This window comes from Mesorhizobium sp. M1295, assembly GCF_040318135.1.
GTDB lineage: Bacteria > Pseudomonadota > Alphaproteobacteria > Rhizobiales > Rhizobiaceae > Mesorhizobium.
Genome location: NZ_JAMYLU010000019.1, coordinates 65289 through 87075, shown reverse-complemented (window position 1 = coordinate 87075; position 21787 = coordinate 65289). Strand labels below are relative to the sequence as shown.

The 21787-nt window shown below is 61.8% G+C and carries 20 protein-coding genes and 2 pseudogenes; 16 read left to right on the top strand and 6 right to left on the bottom strand.

Annotation, left to right across the window (positions count from 1 at the left end; genetic code table 11):
- The first annotated feature begins 33 nt into the window (after window positions 1-33).
- The 12 genes from NKH29_RS24080 to dhaK all read left to right on the top strand — a co-directional run bounded on the left by NKH29_RS24080 (window position 34) and on the right by dhaK (window position 10383).
- Window positions 34-981 carry a carbohydrate ABC transporter permease gene (locus NKH29_RS24080; protein WP_031211681.1) on the top strand — a complete coding sequence of 316 codons (948 nt, stop codon included), beginning with the start codon at window positions 34-36 and terminating at the stop codon, window positions 979-981.
- Entirely contained in the window at window positions 978-1928 is a 951-nt protein-coding gene (locus NKH29_RS24075; RefSeq protein ID WP_023717959.1) for a carbohydrate ABC transporter permease, read from the top strand. Before NKH29_RS24080 ends, NKH29_RS24075 begins: the two co-directional genes overlap by 4 nt.
- Window positions 1925-2125, top strand: coding sequence for a hypothetical protein (locus NKH29_RS24070; RefSeq protein ID WP_023717960.1), 201 nt, complete (start codon window positions 1925-1927; stop codon window positions 2123-2125). The genes NKH29_RS24075 and NKH29_RS24070 overlap by 4 nt, the downstream gene beginning before the upstream one ends.
- Window positions 2126-2128: 3 nt before the next feature.
- Window positions 2129-3241: an ABC transporter ATP-binding protein gene (locus tag NKH29_RS24065; protein WP_352495753.1), complete on the top strand. Its 1113-nt coding sequence runs from the start codon at window positions 2129-2131 to the stop codon at window positions 3239-3241.
- On the top strand, window positions 3234-4247 hold the full coding sequence (locus tag NKH29_RS24060) for an ABC transporter ATP-binding protein (RefSeq protein WP_352790624.1): 1014 nt from the start codon (window positions 3234-3236) through the stop codon (window positions 4245-4247). Before NKH29_RS24065 ends, NKH29_RS24060 begins: the two co-directional genes overlap by 8 nt.
- 67 nt (window positions 4248-4314) lie before the next feature.
- Window positions 4315-5958 (top strand): dihydroxyacetone kinase subunit DhaK, encoded by a 1644-nt coding sequence (locus NKH29_RS24055; RefSeq protein ID WP_352483979.1) that lies wholly within the window; start codon window positions 4315-4317, stop codon window positions 5956-5958.
- A gap of 81 nt (window positions 5959-6039) precedes the next feature.
- On the top strand, window positions 6040-6642 hold the full coding sequence (dhaL, locus tag NKH29_RS24050) for a dihydroxyacetone kinase subunit DhaL (protein WP_352483978.1): 603 nt from the start codon (window positions 6040-6042) through the stop codon (window positions 6640-6642).
- On the top strand, window positions 6639-7028 hold the full coding sequence (dhaM, locus tag NKH29_RS24045; RefSeq protein ID WP_172220312.1) for a dihydroxyacetone kinase phosphoryl donor subunit DhaM: 390 nt from the start codon (window positions 6639-6641) through the stop codon (window positions 7026-7028). Before dhaL ends, dhaM begins: the two co-directional genes overlap by 4 nt.
- A 22-nt stretch (window positions 7029-7050) precedes the next feature.
- On the top strand, window positions 7051-7353 hold the full coding sequence (locus NKH29_RS24040; RefSeq protein WP_023717966.1) for an HPr family phosphocarrier protein: 303 nt from the start codon (window positions 7051-7053) through the stop codon (window positions 7351-7353).
- Window positions 7337-8938 (top strand): phosphoenolpyruvate--protein phosphotransferase, encoded by a 1602-nt coding sequence (gene ptsP / locus NKH29_RS24035; RefSeq protein WP_352790626.1) that lies wholly within the window; start codon window positions 7337-7339, stop codon window positions 8936-8938. The genes NKH29_RS24040 and ptsP overlap by 17 nt, the downstream gene beginning before the upstream one ends.
- 9 nt (window positions 8939-8947) lie before the next feature.
- Window positions 8948-9370: a hypothetical protein gene (locus NKH29_RS24030; RefSeq protein WP_352790627.1), complete on the top strand. Its 423-nt coding sequence runs from the start codon at window positions 8948-8950 to the stop codon at window positions 9368-9370.
- A gap of 26 nt (window positions 9371-9396) precedes the next feature.
- Window positions 9397-10383 carry a dihydroxyacetone kinase subunit DhaK gene (gene dhaK / locus NKH29_RS24025; protein ID WP_352790629.1) on the top strand — a complete coding sequence of 329 codons (987 nt, stop codon included), beginning with the start codon at window positions 9397-9399 and terminating at the stop codon, window positions 10381-10383.
- A 282-nt stretch (window positions 10384-10665) separates the two neighbouring features.
- Here dhaK and NKH29_RS24020 read toward each other — a convergent pair whose 3' ends face one another.
- The gene (locus tag NKH29_RS24020; RefSeq protein WP_352790630.1) at window positions 10666-11463 is read right to left on the bottom strand and encodes a DUF2259 domain-containing protein; all 798 of its coding nucleotides are present in this window, start codon (window positions 11461-11463) and stop codon (window positions 10666-10668) included.
- Window positions 11464-11634: 171 nt separating this feature from the next.
- Here NKH29_RS24020 and NKH29_RS24015 point away from each other — a divergent pair, with 171 nt between their 5' ends.
- Window positions 11635-13542: a propionyl-CoA synthetase gene (locus tag NKH29_RS24015; protein WP_352790632.1), complete on the top strand. Its 1908-nt coding sequence runs from the start codon at window positions 11635-11637 to the stop codon at window positions 13540-13542.
- 128 nt (window positions 13543-13670) lie between these two features.
- Window positions 13671-14435 carry a metallophosphoesterase family protein gene (locus tag NKH29_RS24010; RefSeq protein WP_352640700.1) on the top strand — a complete coding sequence of 255 codons (765 nt, stop codon included), beginning with the start codon at window positions 13671-13673 and terminating at the stop codon, window positions 14433-14435.
- Window positions 14436-14537: 102 nt separating this feature from the next.
- On the opposite strand, the gene NKH29_RS24005 is transcribed toward NKH29_RS24010, so the two are convergent.
- Window positions 14538-14705 (bottom strand): Thivi_2564 family membrane protein, encoded by a 168-nt coding sequence (locus tag NKH29_RS24005; RefSeq protein ID WP_023717974.1) that lies wholly within the window; start codon window positions 14703-14705, stop codon window positions 14538-14540.
- 222 nt (window positions 14706-14927) lie between these two features.
- Here NKH29_RS24005 and NKH29_RS24000 point away from each other — a divergent pair.
- Window positions 14928-15260, top strand: a pseudogene (locus NKH29_RS24000) (BA14K family protein); the annotation flags it as partial.
- Window positions 15261-15369: 109 nt separating this feature from the next.
- On the opposite strand, the gene NKH29_RS23995 reads toward NKH29_RS24000, so the two are convergent.
- Both NKH29_RS23995 and NKH29_RS23990 read right to left on the bottom strand, forming a co-directional pair.
- Entirely contained in the window at window positions 15370-15558 is a 189-nt protein-coding gene (locus NKH29_RS23995; protein ID WP_352495744.1) for a hypothetical protein, read from the bottom strand.
- 164 nt (window positions 15559-15722) lie between these two features.
- Window positions 15723-16788, bottom strand: a pseudogene (locus NKH29_RS23990) (sensor histidine kinase).
- Between the two features lie 166 nt (window positions 16789-16954).
- Between NKH29_RS23990 and NKH29_RS23985 the strand changes: the two are divergent.
- Window positions 16955-18235: a glucoamylase family protein gene (locus tag NKH29_RS23985; RefSeq protein WP_353000708.1), complete on the top strand. Its 1281-nt coding sequence runs from the start codon at window positions 16955-16957 to the stop codon at window positions 18233-18235.
- 65 nt (window positions 18236-18300) lie between these two features.
- On the opposite strand, the gene NKH29_RS23980 is transcribed toward NKH29_RS23985, so the two are convergent.
- The gene (locus tag NKH29_RS23980) at window positions 18301-20721 is read right to left on the bottom strand and encodes a polysaccharide biosynthesis tyrosine autokinase (RefSeq protein WP_352591603.1); all 2421 of its coding nucleotides are present in this window, start codon (window positions 20719-20721) and stop codon (window positions 18301-18303) included.
- A gap of 149 nt (window positions 20722-20870) precedes the next feature.
- Complete coding sequence (galU, locus tag NKH29_RS23975; protein ID WP_352790635.1) at window positions 20871-21767, bottom strand: UTP--glucose-1-phosphate uridylyltransferase GalU; 897 nt, start codon at window positions 21765-21767, stop codon at window positions 20871-20873.
- Window positions 21768-21787 lie beyond the last annotated feature (20 nt).

Sequence of the window (21787 nt, the reverse complement as noted above, 5' to 3'; positions counted from 1 at the left end):
GAGACGATCCAAGTGACCGAAGCAGGACTGACCATGCTCAATCGGACGGCGGACAGCGTTGCCCGGGCTACGCCTGAGCCGTTGGCCCGCAAGGTCCGGGGCATCAGCGACAAGGGCCTCGCCTGGCTGTTCATCTCGCCGACGATCCTGTTGCTTCTCGCCATCAATATCTTCCCGCTGTTCTGGGCGATCTATCTGTCCTTCACCAACTTTCGCGCCAATCGCCCCAACGAGGTGGTGAAGAACCTTGGGCTGGCCAACTACAAGCGCATCCTCGCTGACCAGGACATCTGGATCGCCATGCAGACGACGGCGCATTTCGTGTTCTGGACCATCCTGCTGCAGACGCTGATCGGCTTTACGCTGGCTTGGCTGATCGACCGCAAGTTTCGTGGCCACGCCTTCTGGACGACCATCATCCTGGTGCCGATGATGCTGTCGCCGGCGGTGGTCGGTAATTTCTGGCGCTTCCTCTACGAGCCGCAGATCGGGCTGTTCGCCTACGCCGTTTCGTTCGTCACCGGCATTCCGGCAACCGAGATCAGCATGCTGTCCAACGTGTCGCTGGCGCCATGGTCGATCATCATCGTCGATACCTGGATGTGGACTCCCTACGTGATGCTGATCTGCCTCGCCGGCCTGCGCTCGATCCCCGAATACATCTACGAAGCGGCCGAGGTCGACCGCGCCTCCAACTGGCGGCAGTTCTGGTCGATCACGCTGCCGATGGCGCTGCCCTTCATCATGCTGGCGGTGCTGTTTCGCGGAATCGAGAACTTCAAGATGTTCGACATGGTCAATTTGCTGACCGGTGGCGGGCCGGGATCGACCACCGAAGTGGCCTCGATCACGCTGAAGCGGCAGGCCTTCGAAAGCTGGCGGACGGGCTATTCCTCGGCCTTCGCCATCATCCTGTTCGTCGCGGTGTTCGGCCTGGCGAACATCTACGTCAAGGCGCTCAACAAGGTGAAGCAGAGATGAGCCTGACGTCAGCCCATTCGGTCGTCGCACCCTCGGCCACGTCAAAGCGCGTCGCCGGCACGATCATCGTCGCCTACGCGTTGATCTCGATCGTGCCGCTGCTGTGGATCTTCGCCACCAGCTTCAAGACGCCGCCGGATTCGATCGCCTATCCGCCGAAGATCCTGTTCCAGCCCAGCGTTGAGGGCTACTGCAACCTGTTCACGACGCGGACAAGGCAGACGCCGGAATACATCAACTCGCTGGGGCCGGCGACGGGCCTTTGCGACGAGACGGTGCGCAAGCGCAACATGGTGATCGCCGGCCCCTCGAACTTCATGCCGCGCTTCGTCAATTCGCTGATCATCGCCTTCGGCTCAACCTTTTGCGCAGTGTTCCTCGGCACGCTGTCGGCCTACGGTTTTTCGCGCTTCAAGGTGCCGCTCGCCGACGACCTTTTGTTCTTCATCCTGTCGACGCGGATGATGCCGCCGATCGCTGTCGCCATCCCAATCTACCTGATGTATCGCGAGCTTGGCCTGTCGGACACGGCTCTCGGCATGATCCTGCTCTATACGGCGGTTAACGTGTCGTTGGCAGTGTGGCTGCTAAAAGGCTTCATCGACGAGATCCCGCGCGAATATGAAGAAGCGGCGATGATCGACGGCTACACCAGGCTGCAGGCGTTCTGGCGCACGGTACTGCCGCAGGCGACCACCGGTATTGCCGCAACCGCCATCTTCTGTCTGATCTTTGCCTGGAACGAATATGCCTTCGCTGCGCTACTGACCTCGGGCACGGCGCAGACCGCGCCGCCCTTCATCCCGACCATCATCGGCGAAGGCGGCCAGGACTGGCCGGCGGTCGCGGCCGGCACAACGATCTTCCTGGTGCCGATCCTGGTCTTCACCATCCTGCTTCGCAAGCAATTGCTGCGCGGCATCACCTTCGGCGCGGTGCGCAAATGAACCTGACCGCAAAACGCAAATCGCGCTGGCCCGTTTGGGCCAGGCGCGGGCTGATGGAAAACGTCGCCACGGCGATCATCGCGATCGGCTTCCTGATGCTGTTCCAGCCCTTCGCGCTGGCGCTCTACACCTATTCCTTCATCACCATGCTGGCCGGCACGGCAATGTTCATCATCGTCTCGAAATTTCCGGAGTAGACGATGGCCGAGATCAGGGTCGAACATCTGAGGAAGGCATTCGGCGATTTCGTCGCCGTGCAGGATTCCAACTTCGTCGTCGAAGACGGCGAGTTCTTCGTCATGCTGGGGCCGTCGGGCTGCGGCAAGACGACGACGCTTCGTATGATCGCCGGGCTCGAACTGCCGACCGGCGGCAAGATCCTGCTTGGCGGCGAGGACGTCACCATGCGGCGTGCCCGCGAGCGCGACATCGCCTTCGTCTTCCAGCTGTTCGCGCTCTATCCGCACATGAATGTGAGAAAGAACATCGGCTTTCCGTTGCTGGCGCAAGGCATGCCAGGTGCTGAAATCCGGGCCAGGGTGGAAGAGACGGCGAAGCTTTTGCGGATCGACCATCTGCTCAACAAATCCGTCTCCGGGCTTGCCGGCGGCGACCGCCAGCGCGTAGCGCTCGGCCGCGCCATCGTGCGGCGGCCAAAGTGTTTCCTGATGGACGAGCCGCTCGGCACGCTCGACACCGAATTCCGCGACCTGATGGTCCATGAGCTGCGCGACCTGCACAACCGCATCCACGCCACCACCGTCTATGTCACGCATGACCAGATGGAAGCGATGTCGATGGCCGACAAGATCGCGGTGATGAACCATGGCGTCATCGAGCAGTTCGGCACGCCGCGCGAAATCTACGACCGGCCGGCAACGATGTTCGTCGCCGACTTCATCGGCTCGCCGCCGATGAATTTCCTCGGCTTCGGCGGCGGCCTTTCAAAGGGCGCCAGGGAAATTGTTGTGCAAGGCGCGAAGGTGGCCGTGCCGGAGGTGCGGGAGGATATTGCGCCGGCCGAGATGGCGCTTGGAATCCGGCCGGAGCACATCCGTTTCGATGACGCTTCGAAGCTGCGCGGCGCCATTTATGGCACCGAATATCTCGGCACCACGCAGATTGTGGCGGTGGAGACGGCAGACGGCATCATCAAGGCCAGGGTACCGGCCGAAATCCGGCTCAATCCGGGCGATCATGTCGGCCTGGCGCTGAGCAGCGCGCGGCTGTCGCTGTTCGCAAAAGGATCCGGCCGTGCGGTGCGCACCGAAATCCATGAGTCGGCCTCCCAGGGGAGAGCGCATCATGGCTGACGTTCACATCAAAGGCGTGACCAAGGTTTTTGGCGAGCATGTCGCCGTCGACAATCTCGACCTGCATATCGCCGACGGGGAATTCGTCGTGCTGCTCGGGCCGACTGGCGCCGGCAAGACGACGACGCTCAGGCTGATCGCCGGGCTGGAGCGGCCGGAAGCGGGCTCGATCCATATTGCCGGCCACGACACGACGACGCTGTCGCCGGCCGAGCGCGACACCGCTTTCGTCTTCCAGCAATATTCGCTCTATCCGCATCTGTCGGTCTACGACAACCTCGCCTTTCCACTGCGCTCGCCGGCGCGGAAAATGCCGGAGGACCAGATCCGCCGCCGCGTCGACGATGTGGCCAAGATGGTACGCATCCACCACAAGCTGAATAATCGCTCGATCAAACTGTCGGGCGGCGAGATGCAGCGCGTCGCCATCGGCCGCGCCTTGGTGCGCAAGCCGTCGATCTACCTGATGGACGAGCCGCTGTCGTCGCTCGACGCCAAACTGCGCGCCGATCTCAGGCTCGAGCTGAAGCGCATCCAGGCCGAACTCGGCGCCACAATGCTCTACGTCACCCACGACCAGATCGAAGCGATGACCATGGCCGACCGCATCGGCATTCTCGCCGACGGCGTGCTGGTGCAGATCGGTTCGCCGCGCACGATCTATTCTGAGCCGGCAAACCTTCACGTCGCGGCAAGGCTAGGCCAACCGGCAATCAATTTGTTGCCGGTCGGACTGCTGCCGGATGGCGGCGCGCCGGCGGGAACCAAGACGATCGGAGCGCGCACCGAACATCTTTCGATCGAGAAGGCGGCGAACGGCCATGCCGACGGCGTCGTCGATTGGGTCGAGCATCTCGGCGACCAGAACCATCTGCACGTGACGGTGGGGACCAAGAAGCTGGTGACGCTGACCGACCCCGACACCGACCTGGCGCAGGGCGACAAGATCATGATCCGCTATCGCTCGCCGCTGTATTTCGGCGCCGATGGGCGACGGCTGATGTGAGCGCTGCGCGAGTGTTTTCCTGGCACCTTTCAACCGGCAATTTCGGGCACCGGACTGGACCAATTCGATGAAGCATTTTTTCAATCGCAGGGATACGATCGTAACTGAGGCACTGGACGGCTTTCTCGGCACGACCGGCGCCGGCGATCTCGCTCGCCTCGACGGCTATCCCGAAATCAAGGTCGTCCTCCGTGCGGACTGGGATAAGAGCAAGGTCAGCATCATCTCCGGCGGCGGGGCCGGGCACGAACCCGCGCATGCCGGCTTCGTCGGCGTGGGCATGCTGACGGCGGCAGTATCAGGCGAGATCTTTGCTTCGCCGAGCGTGGAAGCAGTATTGGCCGCCATCCGCGCGGTAAGCGGTCCCGCCGGGTGCCTGCTGATCGTCAAGAACTACACCGGTGATCGCCTCAACTTCGGCTTGGCAGCCGAGAAGGCGCGCGCCGAAGGCTTCCGCGTCGAGATGGTGATCGTCGCCGACGACATTGCCCTGCCGGATATTGCCCAGCCGCGTGGCGTTGCCGGCACCTTGTTCGTGCACAAGATCGCCGGCCACCTGTCGGAAGCCGGCAACGATCTGGCGACGGTTGCCGCTACGGCGCGGGCCGCGGCGGTGGACATCGTTTCACTCGGCATATCGCTGTCGTCCTGCTCGATCCCCGGCCAGAGCCATGACGAAAGATTTGGCGCCGACGACGCCGAACTCGGCCTCGGCATTCATGGCGAACCGGGCGTTGAGCGGATTGCGGTGCAAAGTGCCGAAAGGCTGGTTGCGATCATGTCGGAGCGCCTTGCCGCGCGGCTCGATCCCGCCAGTGACTACGCCTTGCTGATCAACAATCTCGGTTCGGTGCCGCCGCTGGAAATGTTGCTTGTCACCAATGCGGTGTTGGCTTCACCGCTGGCACGAAAGGTGACGCTGACGATCGGGCCCGGGCAGCTTATGACGGCGCTCAACATGAACGGCTTTTCCCTGTCGCTGATCCGGCTCGATGCGCCTCGCGAAGTAGCCTTGCGGGCGCCGGTCGGCCCTCACGCCTGGCTGCCGGCAAGAGCCGTTCGCCCAGTGAGCGTCGTGCCGGTGGCCAAAGCCACCGGCCCGAACAACGCGTCAAAAGCCAGCCAGGATGCACGCACCGAGCAGTTGGTTGTCGCGGTCTGCGAACGGCTGATCTCGCTTGAAGGCGCGTTGAACGGACTGGATGCCAAGGCGGGAGACGGCGACACCGGATCGACTGTGGCGGCCGGTGCGCGGAGCGTGCTTAGCCGCCTTGAGACACTGCCGCTCGCCGACGCTGCCGCAACGCTCGCCACCGTCGGCGACATACTGAGTACCAGCATGGGCGGCTCCAGTGGCGTGCTGCTGTCGATCTTCTTAACCGCCGCCGCGCAGGCGTCGAAATCTGGCGAAACGCTTCCCAAGGCGCTTCTCGTCGGCCTGGATCGGATGTCCTTCCATGGCGGAGCGAGGGTCGGCGATCGCACGATGATCGATGCCCTGGAACCCGCCTTGAGGGCGTTGGATAGCGGCAGTCTGGAGGACGCGGCGGTCGCGGCGCGACGCGGCGCCGAGGCCACCGCGGCCATGCGCAAGGCCAAGGCCGGGCGGTCCGCCTATATTGGCAGCCAGCTCGACGGCGTGGTCGACCCCGGCGCCTTTGCCATCGCCGAGGTCTTCACTGCCCTCGCTGCGTTGCTCGAACCCGCTTGACTGGGGAAAAGAATGCTTCAATTGCCGGATATGCAATTTTCTCGTACTGCCGGCAGCGCGGAGGCCAGGAGCATGGGTGATATGGCGGTAGCGGATCTTTCCAGGCTAATCGAGGCGGCGGCAAACACCATCGCCGCCCATGCCGAAGAGCTGACCGGGCTCGACCAGGCGATCGGCGACGGCGACCATGGGCTCAACATGAAACGCGGCTTCGAGGCCGTGCGGGCCGAGGCCGGCGCGTTCGCGGCAAAGCCGTTGCCCGAGGCGCTGAAGGCGATCGGCACCAAACTGGTGATGACTGTCGGCGGAGCCTCCGGACCCCTGTTCGGCACGCTCTTCATGGCGCTCGGCAAGGAGATTTCCGCCGCGCCGGATCGCGCCAATCTGGCTGCGGCCTTCGGCAAGGCGATCGAAGCGGTGGCCGCCAGAGGCAAGTCGCAGGCCGGGCAAAAAACCATGCTCGATGTGCTGCAGCCGGTGCATGAGGCCCTGCTGCAGGGAAGGGCGGCAGCGGACATCGCCGAGGTCGCTGACAACGCAGCCGAGGCGACCGTGCCGATGAAGGCGTTGCGTGGGCGCGCCTCCTTCCTTGGCGACCGTTCGATCGGTCATATGGATGCCGGCGCACGCTCGACCGCGCTTCTGGTGCGGGCCGTAGCCGAGATAATCGAGAGGCGCGCATGAGCAATGTCGGCATCGTCATCGTATCGCATTCGCCGCTGGTCGCCGAAGGCACCGCCGATATGGTGCGGCAGATGGTCGGCGACGAAGTGCCGCTTGCATGGTGCGGCGGAAACGGCCATGGCGGGCTGGGAACCAATGTCGAGGCGATCATGGGCGCCATCGACAAGGCCTGGTCGGAGGCGGGTGTCGCCATCCTCGTCGATCTCGGCGGCGCCGAGACCAATAGCGAGATGGCGGTCGAGATGATCGGCGAACCACGCGCCCAGAAGATCATCGTCTGCAATGCGCCGATCGTCGAAGGCGCGGTGATGGCGGCGACCGAGGCTTCCGGCGGCGCCTCGCTCAAGGAAGTGGTGGCGACGGCGCACGAACTGTCGCCGTCGTGAGTGAACGGGAACTTTGACAAGCATGTCCGCAGCAGCCGAAGCCAGCGTCCTGATCACACATGAGGTGGGACTGCATGCGCGTCCTTCGGTGAAGTTCACCAAGCTTGCCAAGACGTTTTCGGCCGACGTCGAGATTGCGCTCGCCGCCAACGGGCCATGGTTCGACGCCAAGAGCATCGTCAAGGTGATGGCTGCGAAAGCGCCGAAAGGCACTGTCCTGCATATCAGGGCCAGAGGCGACGGCGCCGGCGAGGCCGTCGGGGCACTGGTCGAGCTGGTGCGGCGCGATTTCGACGAAGGCAAGGACCATGCCCGAACCGCTTAGGCTGCAGGGCATTTCGGCATCGGCCGGCTATGCCGAGGGGCCGCTGTTCGACCTCGACCAGGCTGCTGTGCGTTATGTCCGCAAGGCGACTGCCGCGGACGAGAAAGCGGCGCTTGAGGCCGCCATCTCCATTGCCGCAGGCCGGCTCGCGATATTGATCGAAACCAGCGACAGCGAGGCGTCCGATATCCTCGAATTCCAGCTCGCCATGCTGGAGGACGATGCGCTGACCGCCCCGGCCTTTTCGCACATCGCCGAGGGCATGGCCGCTGATGTGGCTTGGCGGCAGGCACTCGACGCCGAAATCGCCGGCTACGAAACATCCGAGCAGGACTATTTCCGTGCCCGCGCCGCCGACATGCGCGATATACGCGACCAGGTGCTGCGCGCACTGACCGGGGGCGGCGACATTGCCGCGCCGGCGGGCGCGATCCTCTACGGCGAGGATATCGCACCGACGCGCTTCCTCGAAACCGACTGGAGTGCGGGCGGCGGCATTGCGCTGAAAGCCGGAAGTGCCGCAAGCCATGTCGCCATGCTGGCGCGCTCGCGCGGCGTGCCAATGATAGTAGCGCTGGGGCCGGCCGAACTCGGTGCTTCGCCGGCTCACCTTGCCGAAATCGCGCTGCTCGATGCCGAACATGGCGGCATCGTATTGGCACCTTCGAAAGCGGAGATCGCCATATTCCGGCGATCGTCGTTGTCTTTCGCGGCGCATCGCGGCAAAGCGGCAGCCTATCTGACAAGGCCTGCGGCAACGAAGACCGGCATAGCGGTCCGGGTGCAGGTGAATATCGCCGATCCGTCCGATGTCGACAGCATCGATGCTGCGACGTGCGACGGCGTCGGGCTGATGCGGACCGAATTCCTGGTCGGCAAGACGCTGCCGGACGAGGAGACGCAATATCGCGCCTACCGCAAAGTGCTGGAATGGGCAGGCGACAGGCCGGTGACGATCCGAACCGTCGATGCTGGCGGCGATAAGCCTGTGCCGGGCCTGACCGTCGAGGAATGTAATCCATTCCTTGGCCTGCGCGGGATCAGGCTGTCGCTGGCGCGTCCGGAGGTCTTTCGCATACAGATCCGCGCCTTGCTACGTGCCGCCATGCACGGCAATCTGAAGGTGATGTTCCCGATGATCGCCGTCCCGGAAGAATATGAACGCGCGACGGCGCTGTTCGCGGAAGAGCAGGCTGACCTTTTCGCGCGCGGCATCGCGCACAAAATGCCGCCGCTTGGCATCATGGTCGAGGTGCCGTCGGTGGCCATCGTACCGGAGGTATTCGCCGAGGCCGCTTTCTTCTCGATCGGTTCAAATGATTTGACCCAATATGTGATGGCCGCCGCTCGCGACAACATTTCTGTCGCACATCTGAATTCCGTCAGGCACCCGGCCGTGCTCCGGCTGATCGCCTCCGTTGCCGCCTTCGGCCGCGAGCATAATATCCCGGTCAGCCTGTGTGGCGATGCCGGCGGCGACCCCGCCTCGATCCCGGCGCTGCTCGAAACCGGCCTGCGTGACCTCTCCGTCGCTCCCGCCCAACTCGCGATGGCCAAGGCGGCCATCGCGGACGTTTCGATCTAGGGCCCCGGCATGGCAGACAAGGCGTCGCAATCCGGCCCCGAAGAGACTATCCGCGCCTACAAGACGATCCTGTCGCAGGTGATCGACCAGCGCCCATCCGGCATGCGCCAGCGCCTCGCCGACGCGCTCGGCAAGCACCGCAGCTTCGTCACGCAGATTTCCAGCCCGGCCTATTCGACGCCGATACCATCGAAGCATTTGCCGGCTATCTTCTCCGTCTGCCATTTCAGCCCGGCCGAACGTGATCATTTCCTTGAAGCATATCATCGGGCGCATCCGGGAAAGATGTCGCTGGCCGCAGGCATGCGGAAGACACGCCATGTCTCGCTGATCGTTCCCGATTTCGGCGACGATAAGCAGAATGCGGCGCTCGACCGGGCGGTCAATGATTTCATCCAGAAGATCACCAGCATCGCCGGCAAGGGCAGCTGACGCTGGGCTATTTCGGGAGGACAGCCATGAAGAAATTTCTGAATTCGGTCGACACGGTGCTGACCGAGAGCCTCGACGGCTTCGTTGCCGCGCATGCCGACATTCTGGCGCTTGGCGAGGAACACAAATTTGTCCGCCGCAAGCTGCTCAAATCGGGCAAGGTGGCGCTGATCTCCGGTGGCGGCTCGGGTCACGAGCCGCTGCATGGCGGGTTCGTCGGGCACGGCATGCTGGATGCCGCCTGCCCCGGGCAGGTGTTCACCTCGCCGACGCCGGACCAGATGATGGCGGCCGTGGAAGCCGTCAATACGGGCGCCGGCTGCCTGTTCATCGTCAAGAACTACGAGGGCGACGTGATGAATTTCGACATGGCCGCTGAAATGTCGGAAGGCGTGATGCAAATCGTGACCAATGACGACGTCGCGGTCGAAAACTCGTCCTACACCACCGGCCGGCGCGGCGTCGCCGGTACGCTGGTGGTCGAGAAGATCGTCGGCGCGGCGGCCGAACAAGGCATGCCACTGGAGTCTTTGAAGGCGCTGGGCGAGCGCGTCAACGGCGCAACGCGCTCGATGGGCGTGGCGCTGACCAGTTGCACCGTGCCGGCGGCGGGCAAGCCGACCTTCGACATCGGCGACGGCGAGATGGAGTTCGGGGTCGGCATCCATGGCGAGCCCGGAAGGCGGCGCGACACGTTGAAGAGCGCCGACGCTATCGTCGAGGAGATCTGTACCGCGATCCTCGGCGATCTGGGCGACGGCGCCAAAGGCCGGGCGCTGCTCTTCGTCAACGGCTTTGGCGGCACGCCGCTGATGGAGCTTTATCTGATGTACAACAGCGCCCGCAAAACCTTCGAGAAGCACGGCGTGACGGTGACCCGGTCGCTGGTTGGCTCCTATGTGACTTCGCTCGACATGGCCGGCTGCTCGATCACGCTGAGCATGTTCGACGCCGAGACGGCAGTGTTTTGGGATGCGCCTGTGCACACCGCCGCGCTGCGCTGGGGCATGTAGCGGCGGAGAATGCCTCAGAGATAGTCGGTGATAAGACCGACAGCAGCAGCGTGGTGCATCGCCAGACTGTTGTCCTCCTCACCCTAGGTAAGATAAGGGACTCAGCGGGCTTGCGGAGTTGGGGCATGCGTTACAATTGGGATCGGGCGCCGACAGGTTTCGAGCGTCATGGGAAAATGCTGGCAGCCGCCTTGCTGATCGCCGGCGGGGTTTGCCTCATGCTCGCTGCGCTGCCGCTTTAGGAATCAACTCGAGTAGCAGATTATTTCTCAGCGGGTTGTCTCAACGCGCCTGCCCTGTCACGGCTATGAAACGGCGGTCACGCCCTTCAAATCCCTGGCTGAAACGCTGCACGAGTACGACAAGCACGCCTGCTTTGCGGTCGGGGGTGAATGCGTAAGATTCCGACAGGCTGTAGGAAGTCGGGCAATTCCTCGAACCCGGCACCGCCCTGTCCTCATGCAGCAGCTTGATCGGCTTGCCGTCCTGACCCTGCAGCGTCAGGCGAAAGCCGAGCGCCTTGCCGGTCGTTTCGCCTTGCTGCGTCCTGTCGAAACTCGATGAACAATCCGCCGTGCTGTCGGCAAGGATCTGGTCGAGCTGGATGGTCGAGATGCCAAGCTCGTCATAAGTCGGCCAAAGCCATTTCTGCGAGACTTGCTCGAGGCGCGCAATGTCGTTGTAGGCGACCATGTCGTCGGGAAAGGTGAATTTGTCGAAGCCCGTCCGCTCGCCGCGCAGTGCGATGGCATATTTGGCCAGCAACGGCGCTGCCAGCTCGGCGGCCTGTGCCCTCGCCTGCGCAAGTGTCAGCGTCGAATCCTCCGTCTCGTCAACGATGAGGATCGGCTTGCCGCCGACGAACTCATCGGTGCGGGTGTCGATGATTTCGATCTCCGACCAGCCCGAATCCGAAGCACCGGCATCGAGCGTGCCGTACTGCTCGAAGGCGAAATAGTTGCCGTCGGGCGAAAAGCCGATGATGCGCCGTGCCGCCGCATCGCCGGCCTGAGCAGCTGAAGCGAGTGCGAACGCCAGCGTCGCAACGACGGCAAATCCAAGCTCGTATCGCAGTTTCATCGCGCCCTGCCCCCAATGTCGAAAATTCGGCCGTATCAGCCCCGCAGGCCACGACGACCCTGCATTTGCGGCCGAATTAGACCGACGGCAAACGAAAAGCACAAATACATGGTTACAGAAAGCAGCATACGCTATTTCAAGGACAGCAAACATTCCTGGGGAGCAAGCTGGATGGCGTCACGCTACCACGAGGTCTATGATGGCTGGAAACGCGACCCGGAAAAATTCTGGGCCGATGCCGCCGGCGCAATCGACTGGTTCTCGCCCTTCGAGACCGTGTTCGATGCCAATGCCGGCGTCTATGGCCGGTGGTTCAATGGTGCCTCGTGCAACACCTGCTTCAATGCCGTCGATCGTCATGTGGCGGACGGCCGCGCCGACCAAATAGCGCTTATTCATGACAGCGCGATTTCGGGCACAATCAGGAAATTCACCTATGCCGAGTTGAAGCGCGAGGTGGTCGCACTGACCTCGGTACTCAAGAATCGCGGCATCCAAAAAGGCGATCGCGTCATCATCTACATGCCGATGGTGCCGGAAGCAGCCTTCGCCATGCTTGCCTGCGCGCGGATCGGCGCCGTGCATTCAGTGGTCTTCGGCGGTTTTGCCTCACATGAGCTCGCCACGCGCATCGACGATGCCAAGCCGAAGCTGATCATCTCGGCGTCCTGCGGCCTGGAGCCCGCGCGTGTCGTTGCCTATAAGCCGCTGCTCGACAAGGCGATCGAGATGTCGCGGCACAAGCCCGAAGCCTGCCTCATCCTGCAGCGCGACCAATTGCGCTGCGAGCTCAGGGAAAACTACGACATCGACTATGCCGACGCTGTGGCGCGGGAGCGGGCCGCGGGTGCCAATGTCGACTGCGTTCCGGTGCTTGCCACCGATCCGCTCTACATCATCTACACGTCCGGCACGACCGGCCAGCCAAAGGGCATCGTGCGCGACAATGGCGGCCACATGGTCGCGTTGAAATGGTCGATGGAAAACGAGTTCGGTGTGAAACCCGGCGAAGTGTTCTGGGCGGCTTCGGACGTCGGCTGGGTGGTCGGCCATTCCTACATCGTCTACGGCCCGCTGCTGCATGGCTGCACGACGGTGCTGTTCGAAGGCAAGCCGGTCGGCACGCCCGATGCCGGCACCTATTGGCGTGTGATCGCCGAGCATGGCGTGGTCGCACTTTTCACCGCGCCAACCGCCTTCCGCGCCATCAAGGGACAGGACCCGAGGGGCGAGTTCGTCCCGAAACACGATCTGTCCCGGTTCCGCACGCTGTTCCTTGCCGGCGAGCGCGCCGATGCGGAAACCATCAAATGGGCCGAGCAGAAATTGAACCTGCCGGTGATCGACCACTGGTGGCAGACCGAGACCGGTTCGCCGATGACCATCAATCCCGCCGGACTGGGCCTGCTGCCTGTCAAATACGGCTCGCCCGGCATGCCGATGCCCGGCTACGACATTCGCGTGCTCGACGATGCCGGGCATGCGGTCAAGCGCGGCACACTGGGCAACGTTGTGGTCAAACTGCCATTACCGCCCGGCTGTCTGCCGACGCTGTGGAATGCCGACGAGCGGTTTCGCCAAGCCTATCTCGAGGAGTTCCCCGGCTTCTACAAAACGGCGGATGCCGGCATGATGGACGAGGACGGCTATCTCTATGTCATGGCCCGCACCGACGACATCATCAACGTCGCCGGCCACCGGCTGTCGACCGGCGCCATGGAGGAGGTGTTGGCCGCGCATCCCGACGTTGCCGAATGCGCCGTCGTCGGCATCGCCGATGCGATGAAAGGCCAGGTTCCGCTCGGCTTCGTCGTGCTGAATGCCGGCGTCGACCGCGACGCGGGCATCATCGAAAACGAGGTGGTCGCGCTGGTGCGCGAACGGATCGGCCCGGTCGCCGCCTTCAAGACGGTGGTGACGATCAAGCGCCTGCCGAAGACGCGCTCCGGCAAGATCCTGCGCGGCACCATGCAGAAGATCGCCGACAAGGAGAAATGGAGCATGCCGGCGACGATCGACGACCCCGCCATCCTCGACGAGATCACCGCCGCGCTGAACGGCCGTGGCATCGGCCTGTAAGACGCCGAAGCCGAGTTGCGTCCGAAGCTCCGGTATGGAACGACCGGTGCCAGACATGGTATCCACGCGCTGCGTCGCCAGGTTGTTTCGAGATCGAGGCGCATTCATAGCCATACGAGACGCCATTCGTGACCTTGTTCCAGCGATCGAGAAAGCCCCGGACCGTGGCGCGCCAGCGGCTCGAGATGGATCTGCAGGACACGGTCGTCTATGCGATCGGCGACGTGCATGGCTGCTATAAGGAGCTTCGCTCCCTGGAGCAGAACATCCTGGTCGATTCTGCGTCTTTCGAAAGGCGCAAGCTCATCATCATGCTCGGCGACTACGTCGATCGTGGCCCCCAGTCGGCGCGCGTGCTCGATCATCTGCTGGCGCCGCCACTCCAAGGCTTCCAGCGCATCTGCCTTGCCGGCAACCACGAAGTCGTGATGCTGAACTACCTCGACGGGATCATTTCGAGAGAGTCGTGGCTGGCGATAGGTGGCCTGCAAACGCTGTTTTCCTACGGCGTTGATCCGTCGCGCATGGCCGATCTCTACGGTTCAAGCGAGGAGGTCGACCGGCGCATTCGGGAGATCATTCCAGCCGGCCATGTCAGCTTCATGCGTGCGCTGCCGGTCATGGTCTATTCGGCCAAATTCGTGTTCGTACACGCCGGCATCAGGCCCGGCATCGAGCTGGCCGCGCAAGACGAGGACGACCTGCTCAACATCCGCTCGGAGTTCTTCGAAGCCGCGCATCTTCTCGAACGTTATGTCGTGCACGGGCATACGCCGGTCGACATTCCGAAGCTCGAGGGACGCCGGCTTGGCATAGACACCGGCGCCTTCCAAACCGGCCAGCTGGCCGCCCTCAGGATCGTCGACAACCGCGCGAGGCTGATATTTTCCTAGAGCGGGAAGGTCTCAAGCCGCCTGCTCATGAGTGGGTGTAAAGCGCTGGGTTGTCTTGCTCGCTCGGACGCAAGCAGCGTCGCATATCCCAACCGTGATGGCTTAAAACACTGCGAGGTACTTCAGCAGCGAAATGATGCCAATAATGATCACGACAATCTGGGCAATCTGACGAGTGCGACCATCAAGCGGCAGCCGATTGACCAGATACAGCACCAGAATGATGACAAGGAAAGTGATCAGAATGCTGATCAACGGAGTGCCGGCCATTGTCCCTCACTGTATGAAACGTAGAAAAAAGCCAGCACACCGCGTCGAGTGAAGATTGCCCATGCTTGTTCGAGCCGTAGCACCTGACAAGTGATTCGAACAGCCTGGCTGGCGGTGTCGAAGGCTGTCTGGCACGCCACAGAACCTTAACCTCTTTAAATCGTTTTAAATCCGAGAAGGGATATCAACCATTCCTTCAAAGGAGATTTATGAACAAGATATGTGGCGACGGTCGACTACAAGCCGTGGATGAAGCGGAAATCCAACCGCAATCGCAATTTTTCGCGCAACGATGGCGTAAACTGGATCGGTCATCGCGGCTATCGTGAATACCATCGCGGTTATCGCCGTCATGGTGACTACTGGTTTCCTCTGGCGGCCTTCGCTGCCGGCGCGGTGATCAGCGGCGTGATCATTAACAACAACCAGAACCCGGTCGATCGCGGCGATTCGCATGTACAGTGGTGCTACGACCGATACCGGAGCTATCGAGCTTCAGACGATACATTCCAGCCTAGCTATGGCCCTCGGCAGCAGTGTAATTCGCCGTACTGAAACGTAAGGTTTTTGACCGCATCAACAACCTCGCATCGCGCGGGGTTTTCGTAGCGGCGCCAAGGCGGCGATGGAAAAGCGAAAGTAGCGTGGATCTCGGCTTGAGTGTCTATTCCAGACGGAATTCGACAGCGTGCGCTTCAGCCTCGGCAATGAGGCCGCCGTCGACGGCGGCTTCGAACGCTTTGGCAAAATACTGATCATCGGAAGTCTGGTGATCCTGGCCCGAAAGATCGATCGGATACGCGCCGATCACCCGGCCCGTAATTTTCTCGATTACTGTCACCGTCCGCTGCATTGGTTTCTTCTTCAATTAAACGGAACCTATAGCACAGAGAATAGGAACATCAGCGGCAGCCGCTCGCGAGCGGCTTCGCAACGTTCGAGCTACACCACCTGAGGGGACACGACCTTCAAGGCGATATTCGGAACAGCCGCTTGAAACGCATGCCAAGCACCAAACTATGCTGCTTTCGGCATCCGCGACGTGAACGTCGCTCTGGTAATGGCAATCGTCGTGCCAGTATTGCCCGTGACCGTGTCAATGCGTGCTTCAAGCTGTTTGACAAGCGCCTCGACGATCGCTGTCCCCAGTCCCGCACCTGGAATGTCGCGAACGGGTTTGCCCCACCCGTTGTCCGATACGGTCAACTTCCAATCCTCCGCATCGGTCTCATAGGTCACCAAGATCAGCGACCTTTTCTGTCGAGAATGCATACTTGATGGCGTTGAGAACGAGCTCGGTAACGATCAGGCCAAGGCTGACCGCCTTCTGGGAATCTATCCTTCCATTTTCCGCCATAACGTTTACAGCAATAGCCTGTGCTTCCCCGATCATCGAAGCGGCCAAACTGCTGCAAAGCTTGGACAGATAAGAACCAACCTCGATTTCGTCGGCACCGGTTGAGGCATGGAGATGCCGCTGCACTTCTGCTACCGACAGCACGCGTTGATGGGCATCCTTCAGGTGCTGCCGCGTTTCATCTGAGGTGACGGACCGAGCCTTCAGCAGCAAAATGCTGGCGATGATCTGCAAGCTGTTGGCGACCCGGTGCTCCATTTCGCGCAGCAGCACATCCTTCTGCCGCAGCAGGTCTTCGGTGCGGCCGAGAAGTTCTTCCTTTTCCCTTTCTATGGCGCGGCGCGCCGTGATGTCATTGAAGGCGAGCAGGATGGTCGCGGCTGAACTGTGGTCGTAAAGGACCTTCCGCGCGTTGAGCAGCATCGTGCGCCGGCCGATATCGGGGAAATCATGCTCGACCTCGAAGCCGTCCATGGCGGTCTTCTCGGGAATGATCGTCTCCAAGAGCAGGTGAAGCGCTGGAATGTCCCACTGGCCGTCGCCCAGCGCGTAGAGCAGCGAGCCGTGCGTCTGCTCGGGGTCGACCCTGAAGGTCTGATAGAAGGAGTGGTTGGCCGCCAGCACGCGAAAGTTCTCATCGAGAACGAGGAAGGGTTCGACCATCGTATTGACGATGGCCTGCGCCAGCGTCTGCGCGTCTTCGATATTCGCAATGGGATGGAACATAGGCTTCGAGGCCAATCCAGGGGCTGTTTCCCCTTGATTTTCTTTCTACCGGGTCGCCAAGCACCTGTCGCGAATTGAATCGGCCTGACACGAGTGAGCGGCCGGTCCGTGCGCACAATTGTTTTAGGAATGGCCTTAGGACACCCGAGGCACTAACACCGGCTCGATGATTCCAGCACTCGACCTCCCGGAAAATACTCTCGAGCTCGACGATGATGCGCTGTTGGATGTCGTGCAGCGGCAGACGGTGCGCTATTTCTGGGAAGGCGCGCATCCCGTCAGCGGTCTTGCCCGCGACCGGCAAAAGACCACAGGTGATCCTGCCAACGATCTGGTGACGATCGGGGGGGCCGGTTTTGGCATTGCAGCCATCATCGTTGCGGTCGAGCGGGGATGGATCGACCGCACCGCGGCTTTGCTGCGATTGCACGGCATGCTCGATTTCCTGGAGAACTCCCCGCGCTACCACGGCGTTTTTCCGCATTTTATCAACGGGCGAACTGGTGCGACGATCCCGTTTCGTCGCAAGGACGACGGCGCTGATCTCGTCGAAACCACCTTCCTGTTTCAGGGTCTGATTTGCGCCCGTGAGTATTTCGCCGGGAGGACAACTGGCGAAGTGCGCCTGCGCCAGCGCGTGGACGCGCTGTTGCTACAGGCCGAATGGAACTGGTTTACACGCGGCGCTCGGCAACTCATGTGGCATTGGAGCCCTAATTTTGGCTGGGCGATGGACAGCCCGATCAGGGGTTGGAACGAATGCCTGCTCACTTTCGTGCTGGCGGCGGGATCGGCGCGCCACCCTATTGATCCGGGAATCTATCACGAGGGTTTTGCTGTAGGACTTGGCTTTCGAAACGGGCGCGACCATGACGGGATCGTGCTGCCGTTGGGAATGAATTCTGGTGGCCCGCTCTTCTTTTCGCACTATTCTTTCTGCGGGCTCGATCCCCGGGGCCTAAGTGACCGCTACGCCGATTACTGGCAACAGAACGTCAGTCATACGCAGATCAATTATCGGCATTGCGTTCGCAATCCCCATAGCCATTTGGGATATGGACCGGACTGCTGGGGTCTGACCGCGAGCCATGGGCCGCGAGGATACGTCGCGCATGCACCCGACAGGGACTTTGGCGTGATCACTCCGTCTGCTGCCCTGTCGAGCTTTCCCTATGCCCCGGCGGAGGCGATGCGCGCACTGCGTGGCTTCCTGGGCAAGCCTCGAAAACGCATATGGGGCCGCTTCGGCTTTGTTGACGCGTTTTGCGAAAGCCGCAACTGGTACTCCCGAACCTATCTGGCGATCAATCAGGGGCCGATCATCGCGATGATCGAGAACCATCGTACAGGGCTGTTGTGGCGGCTTTTCATGAGGGCGCCGGAAGTGCGCAGAGGCTTGGAGAGGCTTAGCTTCATCAGCAAGCATCTCAGAATGTCAACACCCTAATAGATCTTTGCGACGCCGGGTGATTCCGCTTCGGTGCAAAAATGCTCGAAACGCGCGGACCGCACTCAGGCAGCCGCCTTTGTGCGCGCTTCTGATTTTTCCAGATAATAGCTCGAATATTTGTCGAAGAATTTTTCCGAGCCGCCGATCGCGCCATACTTGGCGAGTTTCTTCAGCTCGACCTTGTTCAGGACCGCGCCAATGATCTTCTTCGCGATATAGGGTTCCGAGCTGAGCATCGATTGCACCATCGCACGCGGCGTGCGTCCCCACTCGGTGACCAGCACGAAGCCGTCGACAAGCGGAGCGAAGGCCTTGGCGTCGACGACAGGCCCGAGCGGCGGCAGATCGACGATGATGTACTCGAAGGTTTCCTTGGCGTTGTCGATGAAGCGCCGCATGCCGGCCGAAGACAGAAGCTCGCTGGTATGCGAAAACTGGCCACGCAGGACGGCCGGGATGATCACCAGTTTGGTCTGCCGGTCGATCTTGCCGACCGACTGCCAGGTCTGCCCGCTCACCACCGCTTCCATCAAGCCCTGCTCGGCCTCCATGCCGAGGCTGCGGCTGAGGCCGGGATTGCGCAAGTCGCCGTCGATCAGCAGCGTTTTCGATCCGTTGGCGGCAAGCAGCCCGGCAAGATTGGCCGCCACCGTCGACTTGCCTTCGCCCGGAAGCACCGAGACCACGCCGATGACCCGGCTGCCCTGGCCTTCTATCACGACGTCAAAGGCGATCTTTGCGTTGCGCAGCGTCTCGGAGAACATCGATGCCGGTGCATCAACGGTTACCCGCATGCGCGCACGTTTTTCGGCTGCCGACAATGTTTTGGAGGGCTGGGATTTGGACGACTTGGCGGTCTTGGATTCAACGACTTTGACGTCAGGCTGACCGCCATTGCGCTGGTCATCCTTGCCAGCCTTGCCGATGACCGGGAGATAGCCGAGGAATTTGAGGCCGACACGGTCGCGCACATCCTCGCCGGTCCTGAAGAAGCGTTCCCTGAATTCATTCAGACCACCAACCCCTGCCCCCATCATTATGCCAAGCGCCAGCGAAAGCCCCAGCACGATGGCCGTTCGCGGGGTTGCGGCCGACTGTGGCATCGTCGCGTCCGAGATGACCCGGATCTTGCCGACTGGGAAGGATTGCTGTTGGGCGGCCTCCTCATAGCGGTTCAGGAATGTCTGGTAGAGTGTCGAGAGCGCCGTCGCCTTCTGGTCCAGTTCACGCAGCTTGACCTGCGACTGGTTGTCGATGGAGCTCTTGCCTGCCGCCAGGGCGACATTTGCACGGAGCGCGGTTTCGCGCGCCAGAGCGACCTCGTATTCGTTGCGGTAGCTTTCGGTCAGTTGCTTCAGCTCGCCGAAAATCTGCGCCGATATGTCGGCCTTCTCCTTGGCGAGCGCGACGGCCTGCGGATGTTGCGGGCCGAAATTGGCTTCGACGTCCTGCTGCCGCTTGGCGACTGTGAGATAGCGGTTCTTCAGCGTCGTGATGACGGAGCTGCTCGGCTGGTCGTTCGATATCGCGGCGTCCTTGAACGCATTGTCCGACCCGCTTTCGACGATCGACTTGTACTGCTGATAGCGGGCGCCGGCACGTGCGGTATCGGCCTGTGCGACGATCAGCTGAGTGTTGAGATCGGACAGTTGCTTGTCGCTGATCAGCTGGCCGTCATTGACGGCCAATCCATGTTCGGCCCTGAACTTTTCGACCGCCAGTGCGGCCGCCTGGGAGCTCTCACGAAGCTCGGTCAGCCGGCCCTGCAGCCAGACAGCCGCCCGCTCGGTCGCGTCGAAGCTGGCATCAAGCTGATCGGCGAGATAGGCGTCGGCATAGGCCTTGGTGATGGCGGTCGCAAGCGCCGGATCCGTCGCCTGAAAGGAGATGCTGATGACAAAGCTTCGGCCGATCCGCTCGGCATCGAGTTGGTTCTGCAGTTTGAAGATTGCGTAGTCGCGGGACGACGACGATGCGGTGATCGCGTCACGCGTCGCGGCATCAAGCTGAGTGACATCGGTTGTGCTCGCGGCGCGCTTGGGGCGGACAGACTGGATGATACCGCGTACAAAGCTTGCGACCTTAGACAGGGCCGATGTCGGAGGGTTCATGAAAGCGTCGTTCTGATCGAGCTTCAGCTTGTCGACGACCACCCCCGCCAGCCTGGCCGACTGTAGAATTTCGATCTGGCTCAGAACGGCGGAGTCGGTCTGCATGCTGACCGACGCCGCCGAAATATCGTCGACGACCTTGTTCAATCCTTCGTCGATCAGCACGCTGCTCGTCGCCACATAGGTAGGAGGCGTGGTCTGCAAATAGAGCACGCCGAGAAAGAGACCGATGATGGCGCAGGCGGCAACCACTTTCGCCTGCCGCGCGGCCATGCCAAGCAGACGCTCGATGTCGATGAAGTCTTCGGCGTTTGCCGCACTCGAAGTCGGCAATGGCGTCCTCTTGTCGACAGGAAAATTGGCATAGTTCATCTTCGGTCCAATTCTAGTTTGCAGGCGCTACCGCCTCGAAGATCGGCACATAGGGTGCAAACCTTGCGCCGGACAGTGCGCGTTACGCGCGGCGCAACGGCCTGTCCTGCGTCATCAGCCGCACCCACAATGCCTCGAAAAAATGGACATTATGCGGCTTCTTCCCGACGCTGATGCGACCGGACGAATTCCTGCAGCATCTCGAAGATCGGACCCTTCATGTCCTCACGCGCCAGCGCGAAAGCGACATTGGCCTGGATGAAGCCCTCCTTCGAACCGCAGTCGAACATGCGGCCGTTGAAAGGCTGGGCGAAGAAGGCCTGCGTCTGTGCGAGACGCACCATTGCGTCGGTCAGTTGGATCTCGTTGCCGGCGCCGCGTTGCTGGCTGCCCAGCAGCGAGAATATCTCGGGCTGCAGGATGTAGCGGCCGTTGATGTAGAAGTTCGACGGCGCGTTGGCCGGTGCCGGCTTTTCGACCATGGCCGTCACCTCGAAGCCGGTGCCGACATCCGCGCCGCGCCCGACAATGCCGTATTTGCTGGTCTCGGTCGGATCGCAACGCTCGACGGCGATAACGTTTGCGCCAGTCTGCGCATAAAGATCGGCGACTTCGGCAAGACACCCTCGCCCGCCAAAGGACACCATATCCGGCAACAGCAACGCGAAAGGTTCGTCGCCGATGACCTCTCGCGCGCACCAGACGGCGTGGCCGAGGCCTTGCGGCGACTGCTGACGGATGAAGCTCGTCGCGCCGGCGACGGGAAGCAGGCTCTCGAGCGATTCGAGCTGCGCCTTCTTGCCGCTCTGCTCCAGGGTTCCGATCAGTTCAGGATGCAGATCGAAATAGTCCTCGATCACCGCCTTGTTGCGGCCGGTGACGAAGACTATGTGCTCGATGCCGGCCTCGAATGCCTCGTCCACCGCATATTGCACCACAGGCTTGTCGACCACCGGCAGCATTTCCTTCGGCACGGATTTGGTCGCCGGCAGGAACCGCGTTCCAAGCCCCGCCACCGGTATGACTGCCTTCCTGACTTTTTTCATTGCATGTTCCTTCTGAGGAG

What these genes read in the sequence shown, in the direction of transcription:
- dhaL (WP_352483978.1), top strand. Translation starts at nt 6,040, where the DNA reads ATGGCGGTAGCGGATCTTTCCAGGCTAATCGAGGCGGCGGCAAACACC.
- NKH29_RS24055 (WP_352483979.1), top strand. Translation starts at nt 4,315, where the DNA reads ATGAAGCATTTTTTCAATCGCAGGGATACGATCGTAACTGAGGCACTG.
- NKH29_RS24075 (WP_023717959.1), top strand. Translation starts at nt 978, where the DNA reads ATGAGCCTGACGTCAGCCCATTCGGTCGTCGCACCCTCGGCCACGTCA.
- NKH29_RS24080 (WP_031211681.1), top strand. Translation starts at nt 34, where the DNA reads ATGCTCAATCGGACGGCGGACAGCGTTGCCCGGGCTACGCCTGAGCCG.
- dhaM (WP_172220312.1), top strand. Translation starts at nt 6,639, where the DNA reads ATGAGCAATGTCGGCATCGTCATCGTATCGCATTCGCCGCTGGTCGCC.
- NKH29_RS24040 (WP_023717966.1), top strand. Translation starts at nt 7,051, where the DNA reads ATGTCCGCAGCAGCCGAAGCCAGCGTCCTGATCACACATGAGGTGGGA.
- dhaK (WP_352790629.1), top strand. Translation starts at nt 9,397, where the DNA reads ATGAAGAAATTTCTGAATTCGGTCGACACGGTGCTGACCGAGAGCCTC.
- ptsP (WP_352790626.1), top strand. Translation starts at nt 7,337, where the DNA reads ATGCCCGAACCGCTTAGGCTGCAGGGCATTTCGGCATCGGCCGGCTAT.
- NKH29_RS24060 (WP_352790624.1), top strand. Translation starts at nt 3,234, where the DNA reads ATGGCTGACGTTCACATCAAAGGCGTGACCAAGGTTTTTGGCGAGCAT.
- NKH29_RS24065 (WP_352495753.1), top strand. Translation starts at nt 2,129, where the DNA reads ATGGCCGAGATCAGGGTCGAACATCTGAGGAAGGCATTCGGCGATTTC.
- NKH29_RS24015 (WP_352790632.1), top strand. Translation starts at nt 11,635, where the DNA reads ATGGCGTCACGCTACCACGAGGTCTATGATGGCTGGAAACGCGACCCG.
- NKH29_RS24005 (WP_023717974.1), bottom strand. Translation starts at nt 14,705, where the DNA reads ATGGCCGGCACTCCGTTGATCAGCATTCTGATCACTTTCCTTGTCATC.
- NKH29_RS24030 (WP_352790627.1), top strand. Translation starts at nt 8,948, where the DNA reads ATGGCAGACAAGGCGTCGCAATCCGGCCCCGAAGAGACTATCCGCGCC.
- NKH29_RS23985 (WP_353000708.1), top strand. Translation starts at nt 16,955, where the DNA reads ATGATTCCAGCACTCGACCTCCCGGAAAATACTCTCGAGCTCGACGAT.
- galU (WP_352790635.1), bottom strand. Translation starts at nt 21,767, where the DNA reads ATGAAAAAAGTCAGGAAGGCAGTCATACCGGTGGCGGGGCTTGGAACG.
- NKH29_RS24070 (WP_023717960.1), top strand. Translation starts at nt 1,925, where the DNA reads ATGAACCTGACCGCAAAACGCAAATCGCGCTGGCCCGTTTGGGCCAGG.
- NKH29_RS23980 (WP_352591603.1), bottom strand. Translation starts at nt 20,721, where the DNA reads ATGAACTATGCCAATTTTCCTGTCGACAAGAGGACGCCATTGCCGACT.
- NKH29_RS24020 (WP_352790630.1), bottom strand. Translation starts at nt 11,463, where the DNA reads ATGAAACTGCGATACGAGCTTGGATTTGCCGTCGTTGCGACGCTGGCG.
- NKH29_RS23995 (WP_352495744.1), bottom strand. Translation starts at nt 15,558, where the DNA reads ATGCAGCGGACGGTGACAGTAATCGAGAAAATTACGGGCCGGGTGATC.